At 62.5% G+C, this 18826-nt stretch carries 14 protein-coding genes; 3 read left to right on the forward strand and 11 right to left on the reverse strand.

Translation table 11 applies throughout. The features are described from left to right. Window positions 1-3: 3 nt before the first annotated feature. The 5 genes from J2T57_RS09355 to J2T57_RS09375 form a co-directional block, all read right to left on the reverse strand. On the reverse strand, window positions 4-2751 hold the full coding sequence (locus J2T57_RS09355; protein WP_253477106.1) for a sensor histidine kinase: 2748 nt from the start codon (window positions 2749-2751) through the stop codon (window positions 4-6). Beyond that, window positions 2741-2962: a DUF4407 domain-containing protein gene (locus tag J2T57_RS09360; protein WP_253477109.1), complete on the reverse strand. Its 222-nt coding sequence runs from the start codon at window positions 2960-2962 to the stop codon at window positions 2741-2743. Before J2T57_RS09360 ends, J2T57_RS09355 begins: the two co-directional genes overlap by 11 nt. Before the next feature lie 17 nt (window positions 2963-2979). Continuing rightward, window positions 2980-5106, reverse strand: a complete 2127-nt coding sequence (locus J2T57_RS09365; RefSeq protein WP_253477112.1) for a 3'-5' exonuclease — start codon at window positions 5104-5106, stop codon at window positions 2980-2982. A 6-nt stretch (window positions 5107-5112) separates the two neighbouring features. Then, window positions 5113-5481: a response regulator transcription factor gene (locus tag J2T57_RS09370; protein WP_253477115.1), complete on the reverse strand. Its 369-nt coding sequence runs from the start codon at window positions 5479-5481 to the stop codon at window positions 5113-5115. A gap of 90 nt (window positions 5482-5571) precedes the next feature. Then, window positions 5572-7431 carry a putative nucleotidyltransferase substrate binding domain-containing protein gene (locus J2T57_RS09375; protein WP_253477119.1) on the reverse strand — a complete coding sequence of 620 codons (1860 nt, stop codon included), beginning with the start codon at window positions 7429-7431 and terminating at the stop codon, window positions 5572-5574. 315 nt (window positions 7432-7746) lie between these two features. Here J2T57_RS09375 and J2T57_RS09380 point away from each other — a divergent pair, with 315 nt between their 5' ends. From J2T57_RS09380 to J2T57_RS09390, 3 genes are all read left to right on the forward strand, one after another. Continuing rightward, window positions 7747-9804 carry a sodium:solute symporter family protein gene (locus J2T57_RS09380; protein WP_253477121.1) on the forward strand — a complete coding sequence of 686 codons (2058 nt, stop codon included), beginning with the start codon at window positions 7747-7749 and terminating at the stop codon, window positions 9802-9804. An 86-nt stretch (window positions 9805-9890) separates the two neighbouring features. Further along, window positions 9891-10127, forward strand: a complete 237-nt coding sequence (locus J2T57_RS09385) for a hypothetical protein (protein WP_253477124.1) — start codon at window positions 9891-9893, stop codon at window positions 10125-10127. Then, window positions 10117-10701: a tetratricopeptide repeat protein gene (locus tag J2T57_RS09390; RefSeq protein WP_253477127.1), complete on the forward strand. Its 585-nt coding sequence runs from the start codon at window positions 10117-10119 to the stop codon at window positions 10699-10701. Before J2T57_RS09385 ends, J2T57_RS09390 begins: the two co-directional genes overlap by 11 nt. Window positions 10702-10734: 33 nt before the next feature. Here J2T57_RS09390 and J2T57_RS09395 read toward each other — a convergent pair whose 3' ends face one another. The 6 genes from J2T57_RS09395 to gluQRS form a co-directional block, all read right to left on the reverse strand. Beyond that, window positions 10735-10911 (reverse strand): hypothetical protein, encoded by a 177-nt coding sequence (locus tag J2T57_RS09395; RefSeq protein WP_253477129.1) that lies wholly within the window; start codon window positions 10909-10911, stop codon window positions 10735-10737. Between the two features lie 87 nt (window positions 10912-10998). Next, window positions 10999-12939, reverse strand: coding sequence for an acetate--CoA ligase (acs, locus tag J2T57_RS09400; protein ID WP_253477132.1), 1941 nt, complete (start codon window positions 12937-12939; stop codon window positions 10999-11001). A gap of 286 nt (window positions 12940-13225) precedes the next feature. Beyond that, window positions 13226-14581 carry a sigma-54-dependent transcriptional regulator gene (locus J2T57_RS09405; protein ID WP_253477135.1) on the reverse strand — a complete coding sequence of 452 codons (1356 nt, stop codon included), beginning with the start codon at window positions 14579-14581 and terminating at the stop codon, window positions 13226-13228. Between the two features lie 4 nt (window positions 14582-14585). Further along, the gene (locus J2T57_RS09410) at window positions 14586-17537 is read right to left on the reverse strand and encodes a sensor histidine kinase (RefSeq protein WP_253477138.1); all 2952 of its coding nucleotides are present in this window, start codon (window positions 17535-17537) and stop codon (window positions 14586-14588) included. Continuing rightward, window positions 17527-17727, reverse strand: coding sequence for a hypothetical protein (locus J2T57_RS09415; protein ID WP_253477141.1), 201 nt, complete (start codon window positions 17725-17727; stop codon window positions 17527-17529). Before J2T57_RS09415 ends, J2T57_RS09410 begins: the two co-directional genes overlap by 11 nt. Window positions 17728-17804: 77 nt before the next feature. Next, on the reverse strand, window positions 17805-18731 hold the full coding sequence (gene gluQRS, locus J2T57_RS09420; RefSeq protein ID WP_253477144.1) for a tRNA glutamyl-Q(34) synthetase GluQRS: 927 nt from the start codon (window positions 18729-18731) through the stop codon (window positions 17805-17807). Window positions 18732-18826 lie beyond the last annotated feature (95 nt).

Below are 18826 nucleotides of genomic sequence, written 5' to 3' on the forward strand. Positions count from 1 at the left end.
CGCCTATCGGGGCGAGAAATCACAATGCTCGCCGCCGGCCTCGGGCAGGTGGACGATAAAGCTCGCCCCCTCGCCGTCGACGCTCTCCACGCCGATACGGCCCCAGTGCAGATCCGTAATGCGCTTGCAGATGGCGAGACCCAGGCCGCTGCCTTTCGGCTTGCCCGCCTGCTGGTTACTGATCTGGTGGAATTTCTCGAAGATGCGCTGGTGCTCCTCCGGCGGTATGCCCGGGCCGGCATCGGTGATCTGCAGGCGCAGCCAGCTTCCCTGTTGTGTCACCGACAGGCTGACCGGTCCGCGTTCCGGGTCGGTGAATTTAACGGCGTTGGATAACAGATTGATGATGAGCTGGATCAACCGGTCGCTGTCTCCCTTGATGACGCAGGGTTGCTCCGGTAGCGCAAGATCGAGCCGCACACCTTGCTCTGAGAAGAGCTGGGACGTCGCATTCACTGCGTCTTCCACCATGTCCCGCAGATCGAGATCATGGAGCTGCCAGTCGCCCCAGCCACTTTCGATTTTCGACAGATCCAGCACCTGGTTGATCAATCGGGTCAGCCGTTCAGTTTCCTTGACCACCACATCGAGGAATTCCTGCCGCTGGGTTTCCGCCATCTCCGGTTCACTGAGCAGGATCTCAGCGAAGGCGCGAATCGACGTCAATGGCGTGCGCAGCTCATGACTGACCATGGAGACGAAGTCATCCTTGAGGCGGTCCAGTTCCTTCAGGCGCTCGTTAGCGGCCCGCAATTCACTGGTAGCCTGCTCCAACTCCCGAGATTTCTGCTCCAGTTGGCGACTGTATTCAATTGCCTGGGAGGTGGCGTCGAGGATTTCCATGACACCTTCGAAGCTCAAGGCCTCGCCCTTGACGATGGACGAGATCATTACCCGGGCCGAGGCCGAGCCGATATTTCCGGAGAGCAGGCGCTCGGCAGAGTTGACCAGGTCCGCCGGAGCCTGCTCTTCGGCGGTCAGCGGTTCGCCCTGGCGTTCGCCGTAGGCGGCAATAGCGCTGGCTGCCTGGCGCGGGCCTATGAAGCGGGATAGCAAAGCCTCCAGGTCGCCCACGGTGGCGGTGCCCTGCCAGAATCGGGTATCCCGCTCCGAGCGCTCGAACACCTCCACGAACAAGGTGGCCTGAATACGCTCGATATCTGACTGCCGCGTGAACAGCGACACCAGAATCAGGGCGCCGAGGTTGATCAGCATGCTCCAGAACAGTGAGTGCGCAATCGGGTCCATGCCACCCAGGCCAAGCAAGGCATGGGGGTTGACCAGGCTGGCCAATGTGCCCGCCGGGGCGTTGACCAGTGTGTAGACGAACTCGGGCTCGCCCAGGGACGGCAGGAACAGCGTATAGAGCCAGACGATAAAGCCCCCGGCAAGCCCGGCCAGCGCGCCCGCGCGGCTGGCACCCTTCCAGTAGATCCCAAGCAGAATCGGCGGTGCGAACTGGGCGACGGCGACGAAGGAGATGAGCCCGATGCTGACCAGCGCATAGGATTCGGCGATCAGCCGGAAATAACCGTAACCGAGCATCAGCAGGCCGACGATGATCGCACGGCGCATGTAGATGATCAGCGGGCGCATGCCGATGCGCTCGATCCAGGCCATGTGACGGAAGCGCAGCAACGCCGGGACCACCAGATCGTTGCTGACCATGATGGCAAGGGCGATGGTGGCCACGATCACCATGCCGGTGGCCGCGGAAAAGCCGCCGATGTAGACGAACATGGCGAGCAGTTCCCGGCCTTCCGCCAGGGGCAGGGCAAGTACATAGTTATCGGGGTTGACCGGGGTGTCACCGAAGTAGAGCAGGCCCGCCAGGGCGATGGGAATCACGAACAGGTTGATCAGCAGCAGATACAGGGGAAACATCCAGGCTGCCGTGCGTAGGTGATCCTCGTTGACATTCTCCACCACGGTGACCTGGAACTGACGTGGCAGGAACAGGATCGCCGCCATGGACAGGATCGTCAGGGCCATCCAGGTCCCATAGCCGCCGGAAATGGTGGAGAATTCCAGCAGCGATTCCAGAGCAGGCTGTGCTGCAACCTGTTGGACGATATCCGCCGGTCCGTTGAACACCATGAACGTCACGAAGAAACCCACAGCCAGGAAGGCCAGCAGCTTCACCAGTGACTCGAACGCAACCGCCACCACCATGCCCTCCAGGCGCTCCGTGGCGTCGATGTGTCGTGTGCCAAACAGAATGGCGAACAGCGCCAGTACGGCGGCAACATACAGTGCCTTGTCCCGCCAGAGACCGCCTTCGATTGCGCTGTCCACCTCGTTGGGGAACTGCAGAAGTACCTCGAAGCTTGCTGACACCGCCTTCAACTGCAGGGCGATGTAGGGCGTGATGCCGACGACGGCAATAAAGGTTGCGAGCCCCGCCAGCAGCATGCTCTTGCCATAGCGTGAGCCGATGAAATCGGCGATGGAGGTGATGCGATGGATCTTGCTGATGCGCACCATCTTGCGCAGTACCACCCACCACAACACCGCCATCAGCGTTGGGCCAAGATAGATGGTCAGAAAGCTCACGCCATCCTGGGCGGCGCGGCCGACGCTACCGTAAAAGGTCCAGGCCGTGCAGTACACGGCAATCGACAAGGTGTAGATATAGGGGTTGTTGACCAGTGAGCGCGTGGTATTGGCGCGCTGATCGGCGAAATAGGCGATGGCGAACAGCAGCCCCAGGTAAACAAAGGGGGTGAGCAGAATGACCCACTCAGGGAGCATTGCGCTGCCCCCGGTCGCGGTCATCCTTCTTCGGGCGCAGCACCAGCCAGGTGCAGAAAATGATCACCGCCCAGATGACGAACAGATAAACCACCAGCACCGGTAGCCCGAATACCATGCCGTCGGTTGCGAACAGCGATAGCAAGGGGTAGTTCAACAGTACGGCACCAACCAGGAACAGGGCCACGAGGCGTTCGTTACGACGTTGCATGCGACGGCTCCCTCCCCCTAGAAAGTGGCCTGCCGGCGGCGGATGTCCACCATACGCCGCGACGCCTCCAGTGCTTCGCCCAGCGTGCCCGCCCCGGCGTCTTCAAGCAACGGCAGCATGCGCGCGAAAATCTCTGCGGTGACCAGGGCATCCCCCAGGGCCGTATGCCGGCCGCTGACCTCCACACCGAGCCGCCAGGCAATGGCCTCAAGCGTATGCTCCGGCGTGTGATCATGCAGAAAGACCGACAGCAGCAGCGTGTCGAGCACTGGTCCAGTGAACCGGATGCCTGATGCGGTTTCCCGCAGTTGCAGGAATTTCATGTCGAACGCCGCGTTATGGGCAACCAGAATGGCATCGCCGACAAAGGTGTGAAATTGCGGGAGGATCTGGTCGATGCCCGGGGCACCGGCCACCATGTCGTCGTGAATGCCGTGAAAGCGTATCGACGCACGCGGGATGGGTCGGCCGGGATTCACCAACTGATCGAAAACCTCCCCCCGCAATACGCGCCCACCTGCCACACGGACACCTGCCAGAGAGATGATCCGGTCATCCTGCGAGGGATTGAGCCCGGTGGTCTCGGTGTCGAACACCACGAACGAGAGCTCCCGCAGGCGCCGATTGGCCTGCTCGCCCGGGTCGTTGGCGGTCGCGGTGAGGCTGAAGTCGTAGAACTCCGGGCGTGCTGGCAGTTTCCCCAGGGGGTTCTCCCACTGTCGCCGGGATGCGGGCAACGGCACGCGCAGCAGGCTGTAACCCTCGCGTTCCGGATGGCGTTGACTCCACAGCGTGGAGTCGTGCCGGTCCATGATCGAGCGGACAGTCATCTCCCCCATGAGCCCGACGACCTGTTCGCCCATCCATTGATCCAGGGTGTCCGTGCGCACCGGATCGCCTCGCCAACTGATGTCCAGATAAACCCGCCGATCGCCCAGCAGCGCCTCCACCCCTGCCGCCTCTACGCCGTGGTCGATGCGCAGGCGGGACAGCAGATGCGCCAGCACCAGGCTGATGCCGTGGCTCTCCGCATGGAGCCACAGTGGCATGCCACGATCCTGCAGCACGGGTAGCACGGCCTCCGGGCGCAGGCGCACGCTGGCAAGCAGATCGGCGGAGTGGACATCGCCCATGGTCCAGGGCGTGGCGATAAACTGCTGGCTTGCGTTGACCATCCAGTCAAAGCGCTGTGAAAGTTCCCGGCTTTCACGAGCAATCATGTCCTGGAATCGCTCGCGATCGCTGGTTGCCATCTCCGGCTCCCGGGCAATGTTCTCCGCGGCGGCCCGCAGATTGGCCAGCGGCGCGCGGAGTGCCTCCACAGCCTCACGGATAGCGGCCTCCCGCTCGCTCAGGGCCAGTACCTTGGTGGTGACGTCTTCGAAGGTCACCACGAAGGAGGCCCGCAGCGGCGAGTCGGCGCCGAGCAGGCTCATATGGCAATGCAGCAGCAGGCCGTCACTCAGGGTGGCGCAGACGAAGGTCTCCTGATGGCCGTCCCTTCTGTCATCGTCAGGTTCTGGCTTGTGGGACTCGGCGCAGCGGCGCTGGAGTAGCTGCAGGGCCTGCTCCACCGGAGCCCGTGCCCAGAGCTGGTAGAGCGAGCGGCCCAGGCCAAGAGCCTCGTTGTCGTGCAGGATCTGTTGCGCTGCGGGATTATAGAGCAGGATGCGACCCTCATGATCACAGACGATCACGCCATCCGTGATTTCGCGCAGCACGGCTTCAAGCTGACGTTTCTCCTCTTCCAGTCCGGACGTTCCGGCGGCGATGGCCTTTGCGACCTCACGGCGGGTCTGGTAGAGCTCCGCGCCCAGGGCGGCGACCCTTGGTGGCAGTTGGTCCAGTAGGTGAAAAGCGGGCGTCTCCAGTTCGTGGGCGGTATTGCTGCGACGGATGATCTCCGCGCCTCTCGACAAGGTGGCGACGGGGCGCAGCACGCCGATATCGAGCAGAATGAATAGCCCGGTCAGGGCGAGTATCGCAACCGTGGCCGCGGTGGCGGTCATCAGCAGGAAACGCAGTTGCAGCCCAGGATTATCAAACGCCGGCCAGGCGGCCCAGCCGGCGACCAGCGCAACCGCACCGATCAATGTTGCCAGGGCGGCGAAGACGATCCACATGCGGGCGCGGATCGACGGCATGACGCGTCATTCACCCAGCAATTGCTGGACCTTGTTCACCACCTCCTGGGTGGAAAACGGTTTGGTCACATAGTCGTCCGCACCCAGCGAGATACCTTTCTCTCGCTCCACGTCCCGACCCCGTGCCGTGAGCATGATGATGCGCACATGATCGAGTTCCGTGCGCTCGCGGATGGACTGACAGACCTGGTAGCCATCCTTCTTTGGCATCATCACGTCGAGCAGCACCAGGTCAGGTTTCTCCGACTCCACCAGATCCAGGGCTGCATCGCCGTTGTCCGCCGTGAGCACTTCGTAGCCGCAGCGCTTCATGAGGAATTCCAGTGACAGCACGATATTGGGCTCATCGTCGGCGATGAGAATGCGCTTGGACATGATGTGTACTCTCTCCGATATTTCTGTTGTCATCGCGGGGTTTTCGATTACCCGCTGTCTCGGGGAAGCGCTGAATGATTCAGCGTCTCCTCAAGGGCTGTACTGCCCCTGCAGTCGATCCTGAAAGCGTTTGACCGCGTGCATGGCCATGCGCAGGCTCTCGCGACTGAGCGCGTTGAGCCGGGAAGGATCGATGAGTTTATCCGGCTCGATGCCTTGTTCCACCTGCTCGAGTTGGTGGCTGAACAGGAGATCCATGAACTGCTCATGGGCCGCCGTCACCGAGTCCGCGAAATCTGGTGACAGGGTACCCTGTCGGACCAGCGCGCGCAGACGTTCGATGGTACCGGTTTCCGAGAGGCCGGCACCCAGCGCAAAGATTCTCGCGGCATCGCAGATCAGCCTCAAGCCATTGCGCTTGACATCGACACGGCCCTTGCGACGTTCGTCATCCGCAGTGACCAGCCGATTGAACCAACCTAGTGCCGGCCGACCCTCGGCATCGTCCGCCGCCATGAAGCGAAGCAGGCGCGACTCCTTCGCCAGGGTGTCCAGCGAATGCTGCCACAGCTTTTCGCAAAGGTGTGTATCGCCGTGCAGCAGGGAGAAATCGAAGAAGATATTCGCCCAGCGTCCATGGGTCTGGTTCGGCCGCTCACAGATGCGTTGCAACACGGTCTGCCATTCACCGAGGGTGTGATGGTAGTCCGGGTTGCGGGCCATGATATTGCCCGGGCAAAGGATATAGCCCGCAGTGGCGAGGTTCTCGTTGACGGCGTGACAGAACCGCTTGAACCAGTCTGATTCCGGTTCCGACAGCGGGCCGTCGCGATCGTCAATGATGATCCCGTTGTCCTGGTCCGGATTGAGCAGCATTTCGCGGCGTCCCCCGGACCCCATGATGATCAGCGCATAGCCGCGTGGCGGCTCCCCGGGACCATCTTCCCGCAGTTGCTCCAGTGTGAGTTCCACACAACGCCGCTGGATCGCCAGATGGAAGTCGCTCAACAGGCGCACGGCGCGGTTGGCGTCCCGGTTACGCTCCCAGGCGTCCCTGGCCACATTGCCCGCCTCGCGGCGAAGCTCGGCCAGCCGACACAGGCTTCCGGCCTGTTCGATCCAGTTGTGGCTGAAGTCCTGTTGCGACAGCAATGCACTGAGGATATTGGTCTGGGATACCATGCCCAACGGACGTTCGCCGTCCATGACCACCAGGTATTTCATCCCCTTGCGCTTCTGTAGGCGCTCCGCCTCCCACAGGGGTGTGTCCGGCGCCACGATGGCGACTCCCCGGCAAGCCCGCGTCAACGGCGCATCGGCATTGCTGTCATCGGACAGTGCTGCCTCCGTGAGGCTTGCGAGCGTTGCCACCCCTTCCAGGCCGCCGCTGCCATTGGTGACGCCCAGGCTGCCGATCTTGCGGCTGCGCATGGTCTCGAAAGCCTGCCGCAATGTCTGCGTCGCCGTAGAGCAGACCAGTGGTGAGGTCATGACGCGTGACACCGGTTGTGCCATCACGCCCCGCGGCGGTGCATTGTCTTCTTCGTTGCGGTTGCGTATTCGCTCGGTGATGATGCCGTCGAACAAACCCGACAGAGATGGCTGGGTCTCCTCCAGCCGGCGGAGTTCGTCAAACGGGATGGTCAGCACCCGCGCCTCGCGCAGGATTTCTGCATCTTTGTGGGATGGGGGTTGGTCCAGATAAGCATCCAGGCCCAGCATCAAACCGGGACCTCCACGCTCTCGCCGCTGTCCTTCGCCCCGCAGCTCCACCGCGCCGGCGTAGAGAATGCGCAGACATTGATCCGGTCGCGCCAGATCGACCACGGTTGCATTCGCCAGACATTCGATGCGCCCCGACACAAGCAACTGCAACAGCGCCTGCCGGTCGAGATCGCGGAACACGGGGCATCTGGCCAATTGTTCCAGCGCTTCTTCTTCTGAACTCATGGTTGGCATGCCGGCCCCTGTGACGACTGGCTTTCCAAGGGTGTCCCGCCATTATCGTTCAGTGTGATGGGATGCCAAGCCGCCCGTCATGGTATGCGACATTTTGACCCATACATTACCGTTCGAAACGCCTTGCGTTACGACTTGTAACGTCTAACCGCTGAGCGGCGGACTCTGCCTTGCCGCTGAAGCCATCTCGTGTCCCGTGCCTGGCGGTAACGGCTAGGGGGCACAAAAATCGCAAGGAAATGATTGCCTTGTATGGCGTGGCCCGCCTGCGGGTCACAATAACGATGATAAAACGGGGGAGTAGCGATGGAAGCGAAAGCCATATGGCTCTTCATCTTCGTCGCCCTCTATTGGGGCTACTGCATATTCTGGGGTGTCAAGAGTGCACTAGCTGCAAAGACGGCGAGCGATTACTTCGTTGCGGGGCGCAGCATCTCCATGTGGGTGTTTATCCTCGCGGCTACGGCCACATCGTTCTCGGGGTGGACCTTCGTCGGTCATCCAGGCTCGATTTACGCGGAAGGCCTGCAATACGCCTACGCGTCCTTCTACGCCATCACCATCCCCTTCACCGGGCTGCTATTCCTGAAGCGACAGTGGATGATCGGCAAGCGCTGGGGCTATGTGACACCCGGCGAAATGTTCAGCCACTACTTCAATTCGGAAGCGATTCGAATCCTCGTTGTGCTGGTGGCGCTGATTTTCTCCATACCCTACGTGGGGATTCAGCTCCGGGCATCGGGCTTCCTCTTCAACGTGCTCACTGACGGTTGGCTCGGTGTCGAGGTCGGCATGTGGATGCTTTCCGCCGTGGTGCTCCTGTACGTGGCATCCGGGGGCCTGAGGGCCGTGGCCTACGTGGATGCGGCGCAATGCATCCTGCTTGCAGGCGGCATCGTCATCATCGGTTGCGTGGCCATGTACAACGTGGGGGGCTGGGGTGTCTTCACCGACGGCCTGGCGGCCTTCACCCTGACCGATACCAACCGCACACCGGACGGCTACAGCGGTTATATCGCAGTGCCTGGCGTGATTCAGTGGGTGAGTGCAGGGCCATCGGCGCAAGGCGGGCCATGGACCGGCATCATGATTCTCACCTACATGTTCGCGCTGATGGGTATCCAGTCCTCGCCGGCGTTCACCATGTGGTCGTTCTCCAACCACAATCCGAAGCCGTTCGCTCCGCAGCAGGTCTGGGCGTCGTCCTTCGGCATCGGCCTGATCCTGTTCACGTTCACGGCTTTCCAGGGCGTTGGTGGCCATCTGCTGGGCGGTGATCCCGAGTTTGCCCAGGATAACCCGGAAATCGTCACCAACCCTGTTCTGCAGCGCGGCATCATCGCCACGCAGAATCCGGAGCTGACCTGGGCAGAGGTGGACGAGCGGGTGCAGGCGGGGCTTGATGCAATCCAGCGCGGTGAATCACCGGATACCTGGATTGCCCTGCGGGACGCCGGTGGTGACGGGGCTCTGGTACCGCAGCTGATCGCCCTGCTGGGTGAAGCGGCGCCCTGGCTGGTGGGCCTATTGGCTGTGTGTGCGCTGGCGGCCATGCAGTCCACCGGCGCAGCCTACATGTCCACGGCCGGGGGTATGCTCACACGCGACATACTCAAGCGCTACATCATGCCCAATGCCGATCACAAGGTGCAGAAGTTTGCCGGGCGGCTGGGGGTGTTATTCATCACCGGGGCCGCATTGACAACGGCAACCGTTGCGACGGATGCATTGGTGTTGCTGGGTGGCCTGGCGGTGGCTTATGGCTTCCAGATGTGGCCGGCGTTGATTGCCATCTGCTTCTGGCCCTGGCTGACCCGCCAGGGGGTCGTCCTCGGTCTGATCGCCGGGCTGATTGCAGTGAGCCTGACCGAGAACGTGGGCATTAATCTGCTGGGCATCGAGGCCTGGGGCCGCTGGCCGCTGACGATTCACTCGGCTGGTTGGGGCATCCTCTTCAACCTGGGTATTGCCATTGCAGTATCGGCGGTCACCCAGAACAAGGCCGAGACCGAGCATCGCATGCAGATCCACAACTTCCTGCGTGAGCATGCGAGTGTTCCTGAAGCCAAGCGGCACCTGATCCCCATCGGCTGGATCCTGGCGCTGACCTGGTTCTTCTTCGGCATCGGCCCGGGTGCGGTGATCGGCAACTGGATCTTTGGCAACCCGAATGATCCGGCCACCTGGATGTTCTTCGGTCTGCCCTCGATCTGGACCTGGCAGCTGCTGTGGTGGGCGCTGGGCGTCTTCATGATGTGGTTCCTGGCCTACAAGCTGCACATGTCGACTGTGCCGGATCGGGAGGTCGAGGTCCTGGTCGAGGATATTGATGCGCTCAAGACCGACAGCAGAGCGTCGACCTGAGGCTGACGCCATCCTCTGGGGTGGCTAACAAAACAGTCCGGGAGGGGCTTGCCCTCCCGGACTTCGGCTTGGCATTCTTCAGATCAATGACCATACCGTTTTACGCTTATGTACTGATCCTTGCGGCATTGCTGTTTCTGCCGACACGCAAGATCATCTGGGTGCTGTCCTGCCGTCGGCTGGAGCGCAAGCTGGCCCGGGATCTGGAGTCGCGGGAGATCGCGGGGCAGAAGCAGAGAGCGGGCTTTATCGCATTCTTCGTGGTGCTGGTTTTCTCGTTTCTATTCAATGCCAGTACGGTGGGGGTGCCCCATGGAGGCTAACCGCACATATCGAATCCTGATGGTGATTGCAGTCAGCCTGACCCTGGCGTGGGTGGCCTGGTCCATCTGGGATGGCATGTTGCAGCGCGGCGGCGGGCCGGGGGATATGGCCTATCATGCCGCCAATCAGGCCTTCGAGCAGCAAAACTACGAGCGTGCCATTCGCGAGTACAACCGGGCCCTGGAGCAGAACCCGGAGCATGTCGCCGCCATGCGCGGCCTCGCCAACGCAACCATGATGGCGGGTGATTATGAGCGGGCCGAGGGCTACTTCGACGCTGCCATCGACATGGACCCGGAGTTTGCGGGTACGTATGCCAATCGCGGCATTCTCCGCGATCGGATGGGTGAGCATCGGCAGGCGCTGACGGACTACGAGTTCGCCATGGCGCTTGATCCATCAGTCACCGAGGGGCCTGGCTGGCTGACCCGTTTCTTCCGGCTGCAACCCGACCCGCCGCCAACCATCGCTGACCGCGCAGCCTATCTGCGTTATCAATTCACGCTGCCGGAGGATCAACGCCGTCTGTCTGATCCGGAACGCGATGGTGAGCAGCGTCCCTACAGGCTCTGAGAGCAGGCGTTCGCTGGCGGGTAGGAACGGTCCCTAGCCGCCGCGCAGCGGCAGGCCGAGCACATCGTTGAAAAGCACCCAGAGGCAAAAGACCAGGGCAATGCAGCCCATGTAGAGGCGTACCGTGTCCTTGTCGCCGTCGGGCGTTCGGTAGGTAATGCCGTGGTAGGCGATGAAACCGGTGACCAGGACGAAGATGATATCGAACATCCGCTGGATTCCGCCGTGGCTGGTGCCTCTTGGTATTGGATGGCCACACGGGGCAGGCCGCCCCGTGTGGCTCAGTACCTGACAGAATCAGCGGTTCGCACGATCTTCGATGAGATCGTCCACCACCGAGGGATCCGCCAGCGTGCTGGTGTCACCCAGACTGTCCAACTCGTTGCAGGCAACCTTGCGCAGAATGCGACGCATGATCTTGCCAGAGCGGGTTTTCGGCAGGCCGGGTGCCCACTGGATGAAGTCCGGCTTGGCGATGGCGCCGATTTCCTTCCGAATCAGGTCGTTGAGTTCCTTCTTCAATTCGTCGGTGGGTTCTTTCCCCGACATCAGGGTGACATAGGCGTAGATGCCCTGACCCTTCACGTCGTGGGGGAAGCCTACCACCGCCGCCTCGGCCACTGCTGCATGCAGCACCAGGGCGCTTTCGATTTCGGCGGTCCCCATACGGTGCCCGGAGACATTGAGCACGTCATCCACGCGACCGGTGATCCAGTAGTAGCCGTCTTCGTCGCGACGAGCGCCGTCCCCGGTGAAGTACTTGCCCTTGTAGGTGGACAGGTAGGTCTCGATGAACCGTTGATGGTCGCCGTAGACGGTCCGCATCATGGAGGGCCAGGAACGGGCCAGGCATAGGTTGCCGGCGACCGCGCCGTCCAGCAGGTTTCCGTCGTTGTCCACCAGCTGCGGTTCAACCCCGAAGAAGGGCAGGGTGGCGGAGCCGGGCTTGAGATCGGTGGCACCGGGCAGCGGCGTGATCAGGATCGAGCCGGTTTCGGTTTGCCACCAGGTGTCCACGATGGGGCAGCGCTTGTCGCCCACCACGTTGTTGTACCACTCCCAGGCTTCCGGGTTGATGGGCTCACCGACGGTGCCGAGCAGGCGCAGGGACTTGCGGCTGCTGCGGGTCACGAAATCGTTCCCCTGGCCCATCAGCGCCCGGATGGCTGTCGGAGCCGTATAGAAGATGGCCACGTCATGCTTGTCGACAACGTCCCAGAAACGCCCGGCATCCGGGAATGTCGGCACACCCTCGAACATCAGCGTGATGGCGCCATTGGCCAGTGGACCATAGACGATGTAGGTGTGGCCGGTGACCCATCCCACATCCGCGGTGCACCAGTAGACCTCGCCGTCCTTGTAGTCGAAGACGTACTCGTGGGTCATGCTGGCGCCGAGCAGGTACCCGCCCGTGGTGTGCATCACGCCCTTGGGTTTGCCGGTGGAACCCGAGGTGTAGAGGATGAACAACGGATCCTCGGCGTCGGTCTCCTCGGCGGGACAGTCGGCGGACGCATCTTTCACGGCTTCGTGATACCAGACGTCGCGACCTTCCTGCCAATCGACCTTGCCACCGGTGCGCTTCACCACGAACACCGTGTTCACGTCCGGACACTTCTGCAGGGCCTGGTCGGCATTGGCCTTGAGGGGGAAGTTACGGCCGCCTCGGACGCTTTCGTCAGCGGTCACCACCACATGACAGTCGGAATCCAGCACCCGGTCCTGCAGGGCCTGTGGCGAGAAGCCACCGAACACCACTGAATGGACCGCGCCGATGCGGGCGCAGGCCAGCATGGCCACCGCCGCCTCGGGAATCATCGGCAGGTAAATGCAGACCCGGTCACCTTTCTTCACACCGCGGGCTTTCAGCGCGTTGGCAAAACGGGAGACGCGCTCGTGCAAATCTCGATAGGTAATATGTTCGGCGTCAGCCTTGGGGTCGTCTTTCTCCCAGATGATGGCAGTCTGGGAACCGCGCTTTTCAAGATGGCGGTCGAGGCAGTTGTAGGCCGCGTTGATCTTGCCGCCCTCAAACCATTTGATGACGCCCTTGTTGAGATCCGAGCCGTTGACCGTATCCCACTTCTTGAACCAGTGAAGGCGCTCGTCCGCCTGCTCTGCCCAGAAGTTGTCGGCATCATCCAGGGAGCGGCGGTACATTTCCTGGTACTGCTCGCGCGTAATGTTGGCGTTCTTGGCGGTTTCCGCCGGTACAGGGTAGATCTTCGCGTTCGACATGACTGTCTCCTCCTATTATTGGTCCGGCTTGGGCGGCGCGACGCCGCTTGCGCCTTGTTCCGTGTATCAGTATTCAGCGCCTCGTTGAATCATCCCGTGAAAGCGTAGCAGGCGCCCGCAAAAGCCGGAGCAAGTGCAAGAACCTCGCCAGGCGAATGTGCTGCAAGCAAATGACTTAAAGAGAGATTTTTCTTGCAACTCCTGTCGCCGACAACGATAAATGTTTCATTTCGTAACAACTTGTCCCGGATCGTAACAAACGTGACCCCGGTCCGTACACAGCGCCTCAGGCGTCCACCGAGCGTTGTCTCGGGCGCGGTATGCCGAGCCGCTGCCGCTTCTCCCACAATGCCTTGCGGCTGATGCCGAGGCGTCTGGCCAACTCGGTCTCCGTCGCGGAGTCCTGATGTTCGAGCACGAACTGGCGGAAATAATCCTCCAGCGAGAGATCCGGTGCGGTGCGTCGGCCTGGCTCCCGGGGCTGGTCCTGGCGGTCCGGCAGGGCCATGAGTTCCGGCGTGATCACGGCACTGTCGGCCAGGATCACCGCACGCTCGATGGCATTCTCCAGCTCCCGCACGTTGCCCGGCCAGGGGTAGCGGGTCAGGCAACGGACTGTTTCCTGGCTGAAGCGCAGTGGTGGGCTTTTCAGCCGCTTATAGGTGCGCTCCAGCAGGTAGCGGGCAAGATCCACGATGTCATCGCCGCGCTCCCGAAGCGCCGGCAGGCAGATCTCCATGACGTTGATCCGGAAGTAGAGATCGTCACGGAACGCACCATCGGCCACCAACTGACCCAGGTCACGATGGGTAGCGGCAATCAAGCGCACATCAACGCGCCGCGATACGGATGCACCGACACGGCGAATCTCGCCTTCCTGCAGCACCCGCAGCAGACGCGCCTGGGCCGGGAGTGGCAGCTCTCCTATTTCGTCGAGGAACAGGGTGCCGCCATGGGCCGCTTCCACCAGGCCCTGTCGCATGCCAACCGCGCCGGTAAACGCGCCCTTCTCGTGACCGAACAGTTCGGCCTCGATCAGTGAATCCGGGATGGCCGCGCAGTTCACCGCAATCATTGGTCCGTCTGCCCGCCGGCTCCGCTCGTGCAGGGCCCGGGCGACCAGTTCCTTGCCGGTTCCGGATTCTCCCAGTATCAGCACGCTGGTATCGGTGGGAGCAACCTTGGCGATGCGCTCGAAGACGCGTTTCATGGGGACGCAGTCACCGATGATCCCGGCCACCGGGTAGTCACGGCTCAAATCTGCCTTGAGCGCCGCGTTCTGTCGCTCGAGGCGGCCCTCCTTGACGGCGCGGCGCACCGCCAGCAGCAACTCGTCGTTGTCGAAGGGTTTGGCGATATAGTCCAGTGCGCCGCACTTCATTGCCTCAACGGCGGAGCGTACGCTGGCGTAACTGGTCATGATGATGGTGGCCACGCCGGGAGCGAGGCGCATGACCTCCATGCCGGACGCGCCGGGCAGGCGCAGGTCCGCGATGATGACGTCAAAGCTTGTCAGGTCATGGGCGTCGCCCGCCTCCTCGACTGAGGGAGCCGAGGCCACGGAGTAATCGTGGCGCTCCAGCAGTCGCGTCAGGGCGTTGCGGATGATGTCCTCGTCCTCGATGATCAGTACGCTCGCCATGTCGTTACGTCTCCCCAACAGCAATGGGCAAGGCTGCCCGCCGGAGGCGGACATGCACTGTGGTGCCCTGTAGGTCACTCGCAATACGCAGGTCTCCGCCGCAGTCCCGGACGATGTTGTAAACCAGCGGTAGCCCCAGCCCGGTTCCCTGGCCCGGCGGCTTGGTGGTATAGAAAGGTTCCAGTATCCGGTCCATGGCCTCGTTCGGGATGCCGCTGCCGTTGTCGATCACCTCCACGTCCAGCCAGTCCATGGTGGCGCTGGAGCGCACCTGGATCCGGCCATTCTCATCGCAGGCATCTGCTCCATTGGTGAGTAGGTTGACGAAGACCTGCAGCAATTGCTGGGGCTCTCCCAGCACCTGGTGACTCACCGGGACCAGATTCTCGAATCGCAGATGTCGGGCCCTCCGGCTCAGCATGGTGAGCCGCATGGCCTCGGCCACCGTATCGTGCAGGTCCACCGCGGTTTCCTGGCGAATCTGGCGTTCTCCGCCGTGGGCGTAGCGGACCAGGGACTGCACGATGTTGTTGATGCGCTGGGCCTGGGTCAGGATGTCGTCGGCGTAGGCCTGGACTTCATCCGGGTCGGTCTGGTCTCGCAGTTCCTGGGCCAGGCAGGTGATGCCGGTCACCGGATTGCCGATTTCATGGGCAACGCCCGCAGCCAGCCGGCCGATGGACGCCAGCCGTTCGCTATGAGCCAGTTCCCGCTCCAGGCGCTGCACGTCGGTGAGGTCTTCCAGCAGCAGCACGGTTTCCCCGCTCTTGTCGTTACGCTGCCGGCCACCGGGCTCCTCGACGCGGGCCTTGTGCAGGCTGTACCAGCGCTGCCGGCCCTCGGACTCCAGACTCTGCTTGTGCCAGTTGTCCGTCTCCGCGGCCAGGAAAGCGTTCAGCAGCGGTCCCCAGGGCGCGGGCAACTCCTCCAATCGACGGCCCAGTACCGCCGTCACCGGGATTCCCGTCAGACGCACGATTGCCGGATTCCATCGTACCAGCCGCCCACCCTGGGCCACGGCACACACGCCGAGTGGTAGATCCTCGATGATCTGCCGGTGATAACGCCGTAATCGGTCCAGTTCCGCAGCAAGACCGCGGAGGCGCGTCCGTGAGGTCTCAAGGCGTTCCTCGATGAGCCGCACATTTTGGGTGAGGGCGGTATGGCTTTCGTTGTCCACCCGCAGTCGTTCGTCCACGATCATCCGCGCCAGCACCGGCCCCATCATGCCGGAGATGTTGCGCTGGATCTGGGAGCGCAGGCCGTAGAGATGGTTGGGTCGGTTTTCGTCCCAGTCCATGCCGAGATCCCGGGTGGCCTTGCGAACCTCCGCCAGTGCGGCCCGGGACCCCATGACGCTGGAGAGCTGCTCCACGAATTGCTGTGGTGAACGGGCACGCAGGTCGCCCGCCGGCAGCAGCGGAGCGAGTTCCCGGCAGGCGGCAGCGGCTTCGCGTTCCTGCGGGTCCGGTCGGCTGAGCAGGGAAATCAGAACCAGCAGGAAGGTGTTCAGACTGAGGGACCAGAAGGTTGCTGTCTGGTAGACCTCTGGTGTGCCTGCGGCATCCGACGGGCTCAGGCCCATCCAGGTCATGGCGTCGCTGCCGGAGAGCGGCGGCAGCAGCACGGCGAAGGCCCAGACCATCATGCCACCGAGCAAACCTGCGATGAAGCCGCCGGCGGTGGCGCGGGACCAGAACAGCACTGCAATCACGCCCGGTAGCAACTGGACGATGGCTAGAAAGGAGATCAGTCCCCAGCCGACCAGGCCACCAGTGGGTTCCATGATCAGGTAGAAGCCATAGCCGGCAGTGATGATCACTGCAATGATGACGCGACGCAGCCAGCGCAGCGCGCCATACAGGTCGCGATGGGGCTGCAACCCTGCCAGTGGCAGCACCAGGTGGTTCAGCACCATCGAGGAGATGGCCAGTGTGGTTACCACGATCATGGCACTGGCGGCGGAAATGCCACCCAGGTAGGCGAGTACCGCCAGGCTGGGGGAGCCGCTGAGCAACGACAGGCCGAGCACGTAGTAGTCCGGCGAGGTGTTCGGTTGCAGCACCATGCCGGCCCAGAGTATCGGCGGAATCAGCAGTGTCAGCGCCAGCAGGAACAGGGGGAAGGCCCAGCTTGCCGTCAACAGGTGGCGGGGCTTCATGTTCTCGGTGAAGATCATCTGAAACTGCCTGGGCAGCAGAAAGCCCGCCGCAAAGGCGAGGATCAGCAGACTGGCCCACGGGCCCTCTAGCGCCGGCTGGTAGAGGGCGGTCACGACTTCCGGGTTATCCTCCAGCCAGTCGTGCATACCCCGGAGGCCGCCGAAGGCCTGCCACACCGCCACCACGGCAACAATGAACAGGGCCAGCAGCTTCATCAGAGACTCGAAGGCGATGGCGGTGACCAGCCCTTCGTGCTTCTCCCGCGGTGATGCATGGCGTGCGCCGAAGATGATGGTAAAGATGGTTACCAGCAGCACGAACCAGAATGCGAGCACCTGCGGCGCGCTGCCGTGCTCGGTGAGGACCACGGTGGATTCGGTCACCGCGCGGATCTGCAGGGCAATGTATGGAAGCACCCCCGCGATCATCAGGACGGTAACAAGCACACCCGACGCCTGGGAGTTAAACCGGAAGGCGAACAAGTCCGCGACGGAGGTGAGCTGGTAGGTGCGTGTCAGCCGCAGTATCGGCATCAGCAGCACCGGCGCCAGCACGAAAGCCAGGGTCACCCCGAGATAGATGGTGAGATAGAGCAGCCCCTGGTCCTTGGCAAACCCGACGCTGCCGTAATAGCTCCAGGTTGTCGCGTACACGCCCAGGGAAAGCACGTAGACGGCAGGGTGTCGGGTGAGCCGCACGGGCAGCCAGCGCTGCTCCGTGGCATGAGCGATCACGAACAGCAGCAGCAGATACAGCAGTGCGCTTACAAAAAGTGGCGCCAGATCAAGTGTCATGGTGCTTCATCAGTCGCCGTGCCAGCCCTGCTGACAGCAGAATCAGCACGAACCAGCAAAGGAACACGAAATACCAGGGTGCCCCGGCGGTCATCCACCAGGCGGTGAATGGCGAGGTCAGCAGGAACAGGCCAAGCAGGAAAATCAGCACGCTATGGGAACCGGGGCCCGGATCCTGGCTTTGCGGCATGGTGACTCCTCCCATCACCGACTTTCTATTTATGTTACCGAAGGTAGCACATGTCCCCGGCTTGGGCGACCGCTTTCTCAATCGGTAATGGAGTCAATCGCGGGGAGTTGTTGCACTCCGCGAAGCGCATCAGGGTTCCAGTGTTCCAGCGCCCAGCCGAGCAGGGTGGATGGGGTTGCCGCTATCAACTCGGCTGGTGGCTGCTGCCGCAGGAAAACCAGAGCCGCATGCAGGCTGCGAGAAGCGTGCCTGGCGTCCAGTGGTGCAGCATGGCTCTGTTTGCTGAGCTTCTGGCCCTCGGCGTTCACTGCCACCGGCAGGTGCATGTAGTGCGGTGGCCGCAGTCCGAGCAGTTGCATGAGATAAAGCTGGGGTGGGGTGCACCAGAGCAGGTCTGCACCGCGGACCACGTGGCTGATCACGGCGTCGCCATCGTCCACGGCGGCGGCCAGATGATAGGCGATGCAGCCGTCGGCCCGGCGCACGATGAAGTCTCCAATGGCCTGGGCCAACTCGCAACGTTGCGGTCCCTGGAGTGCATCCTCGAAGCTGATCAAGACGTCATCAACTGGCACACGCAGTGCACGGGGCTCGCGTCCTGGCGGCAGGCCGTTGCGGCAAGTGCCCGGATAGATCAGACCGTTCGGCCCTTGCCGGGCACGCTCGGCGATATCCCGGCGGGTGCAGCCGCAATCGAACGCCATGCCCCGGTCTGCCAAGACGGTGAGCGCCTGTTCATGGAGTTCCCGCCGCCGACTCTGGTAGAGCACCGGCCCATCCCACTGCAGCCCGAAGGCCTCCAGCGTGCGCTGGATGTCATCAGCGGCGCCGGGTTGCTCCCGGGGCGGGTCGATGTCGTCGATCCGAAGCAGCCAACGCCCACCCTGCCGGCGTGCCTCCAGAAAGCTGGCCAATGCGGCAACAAGTGAGCCGAAGTGCAGGGGGCCGGTCGGGCTCGGTGCGAAGCGTCCGCAGTAGGAGGTGGGTGGCAACTGTTCCGGCATCTTGGTATTCCGGGGCTCTTCACGGTCGAGGACACGAAACGTTGCCACAGTCTACCAGTGCGCTCCCGCGTGGCGCGGATGCCACTTGGCTTGCT

Source organism: Natronocella acetinitrilica, assembly GCF_024170285.1.
Lineage (GTDB): Bacteria > Pseudomonadota > Gammaproteobacteria > Nitrococcales > Aquisalimonadaceae > Natronocella > Natronocella acetinitrilica.

Excerpts from the sequence above, each read along its gene's own strand:
- J2T57_RS09385 (WP_253477124.1), top strand. The coding sequence starts at position 9,891 with ATGACCATACCGTTTTACGCTTATGTACTGATCCTTGCGGCATTGCTG.
- J2T57_RS09365 (WP_253477112.1), bottom strand. The coding sequence starts at position 5,106 with ATGCCGTCGATCCGCGCCCGCATGTGGATCGTCTTCGCCGCCCTGGCA.
- J2T57_RS09360 (WP_253477109.1), bottom strand. The coding sequence starts at position 2,962 with ATGCAACGTCGTAACGAACGCCTCGTGGCCCTGTTCCTGGTTGGTGCC.
- J2T57_RS09390 (WP_253477127.1), top strand. The coding sequence starts at position 10,117 with ATGGAGGCTAACCGCACATATCGAATCCTGATGGTGATTGCAGTCAGC.
- J2T57_RS09410 (WP_253477138.1), bottom strand. The coding sequence starts at position 17,537 with ATGACACTTGATCTGGCGCCACTTTTTGTAAGCGCACTGCTGTATCTG.
- J2T57_RS09415 (WP_253477141.1), bottom strand. The coding sequence starts at position 17,727 with ATGCCGCAAAGCCAGGATCCGGGCCCCGGTTCCCATAGCGTGCTGATT.
- J2T57_RS09395 (WP_253477129.1), bottom strand. The coding sequence starts at position 10,911 with ATGTTCGATATCATCTTCGTCCTGGTCACCGGTTTCATCGCCTACCAC.
- J2T57_RS09380 (WP_253477121.1), top strand. The coding sequence starts at position 7,747 with ATGGAAGCGAAAGCCATATGGCTCTTCATCTTCGTCGCCCTCTATTGG.
- J2T57_RS09375 (WP_253477119.1), bottom strand. The coding sequence starts at position 7,431 with ATGAGTTCAGAAGAAGAAGCGCTGGAACAATTGGCCAGATGCCCCGTG.
- gluQRS (WP_253477144.1), bottom strand. The coding sequence starts at position 18,731 with ATGCCGGAACAGTTGCCACCCACCTCCTACTGCGGACGCTTCGCACCG.
- J2T57_RS09405 (WP_253477135.1), bottom strand. The coding sequence starts at position 14,581 with ATGGCGAGCGTACTGATCATCGAGGACGAGGACATCATCCGCAACGCC.
- J2T57_RS09370 (WP_253477115.1), bottom strand. The coding sequence starts at position 5,481 with ATGTCCAAGCGCATTCTCATCGCCGACGATGAGCCCAATATCGTGCTG.
- acs (WP_253477132.1), bottom strand. The coding sequence starts at position 12,939 with ATGTCGAACGCGAAGATCTACCCTGTACCGGCGGAAACCGCCAAGAAC.
- J2T57_RS09355 (WP_253477106.1), bottom strand. The coding sequence starts at position 2,751 with ATGCTCCCTGAGTGGGTCATTCTGCTCACCCCCTTTGTTTACCTGGGG.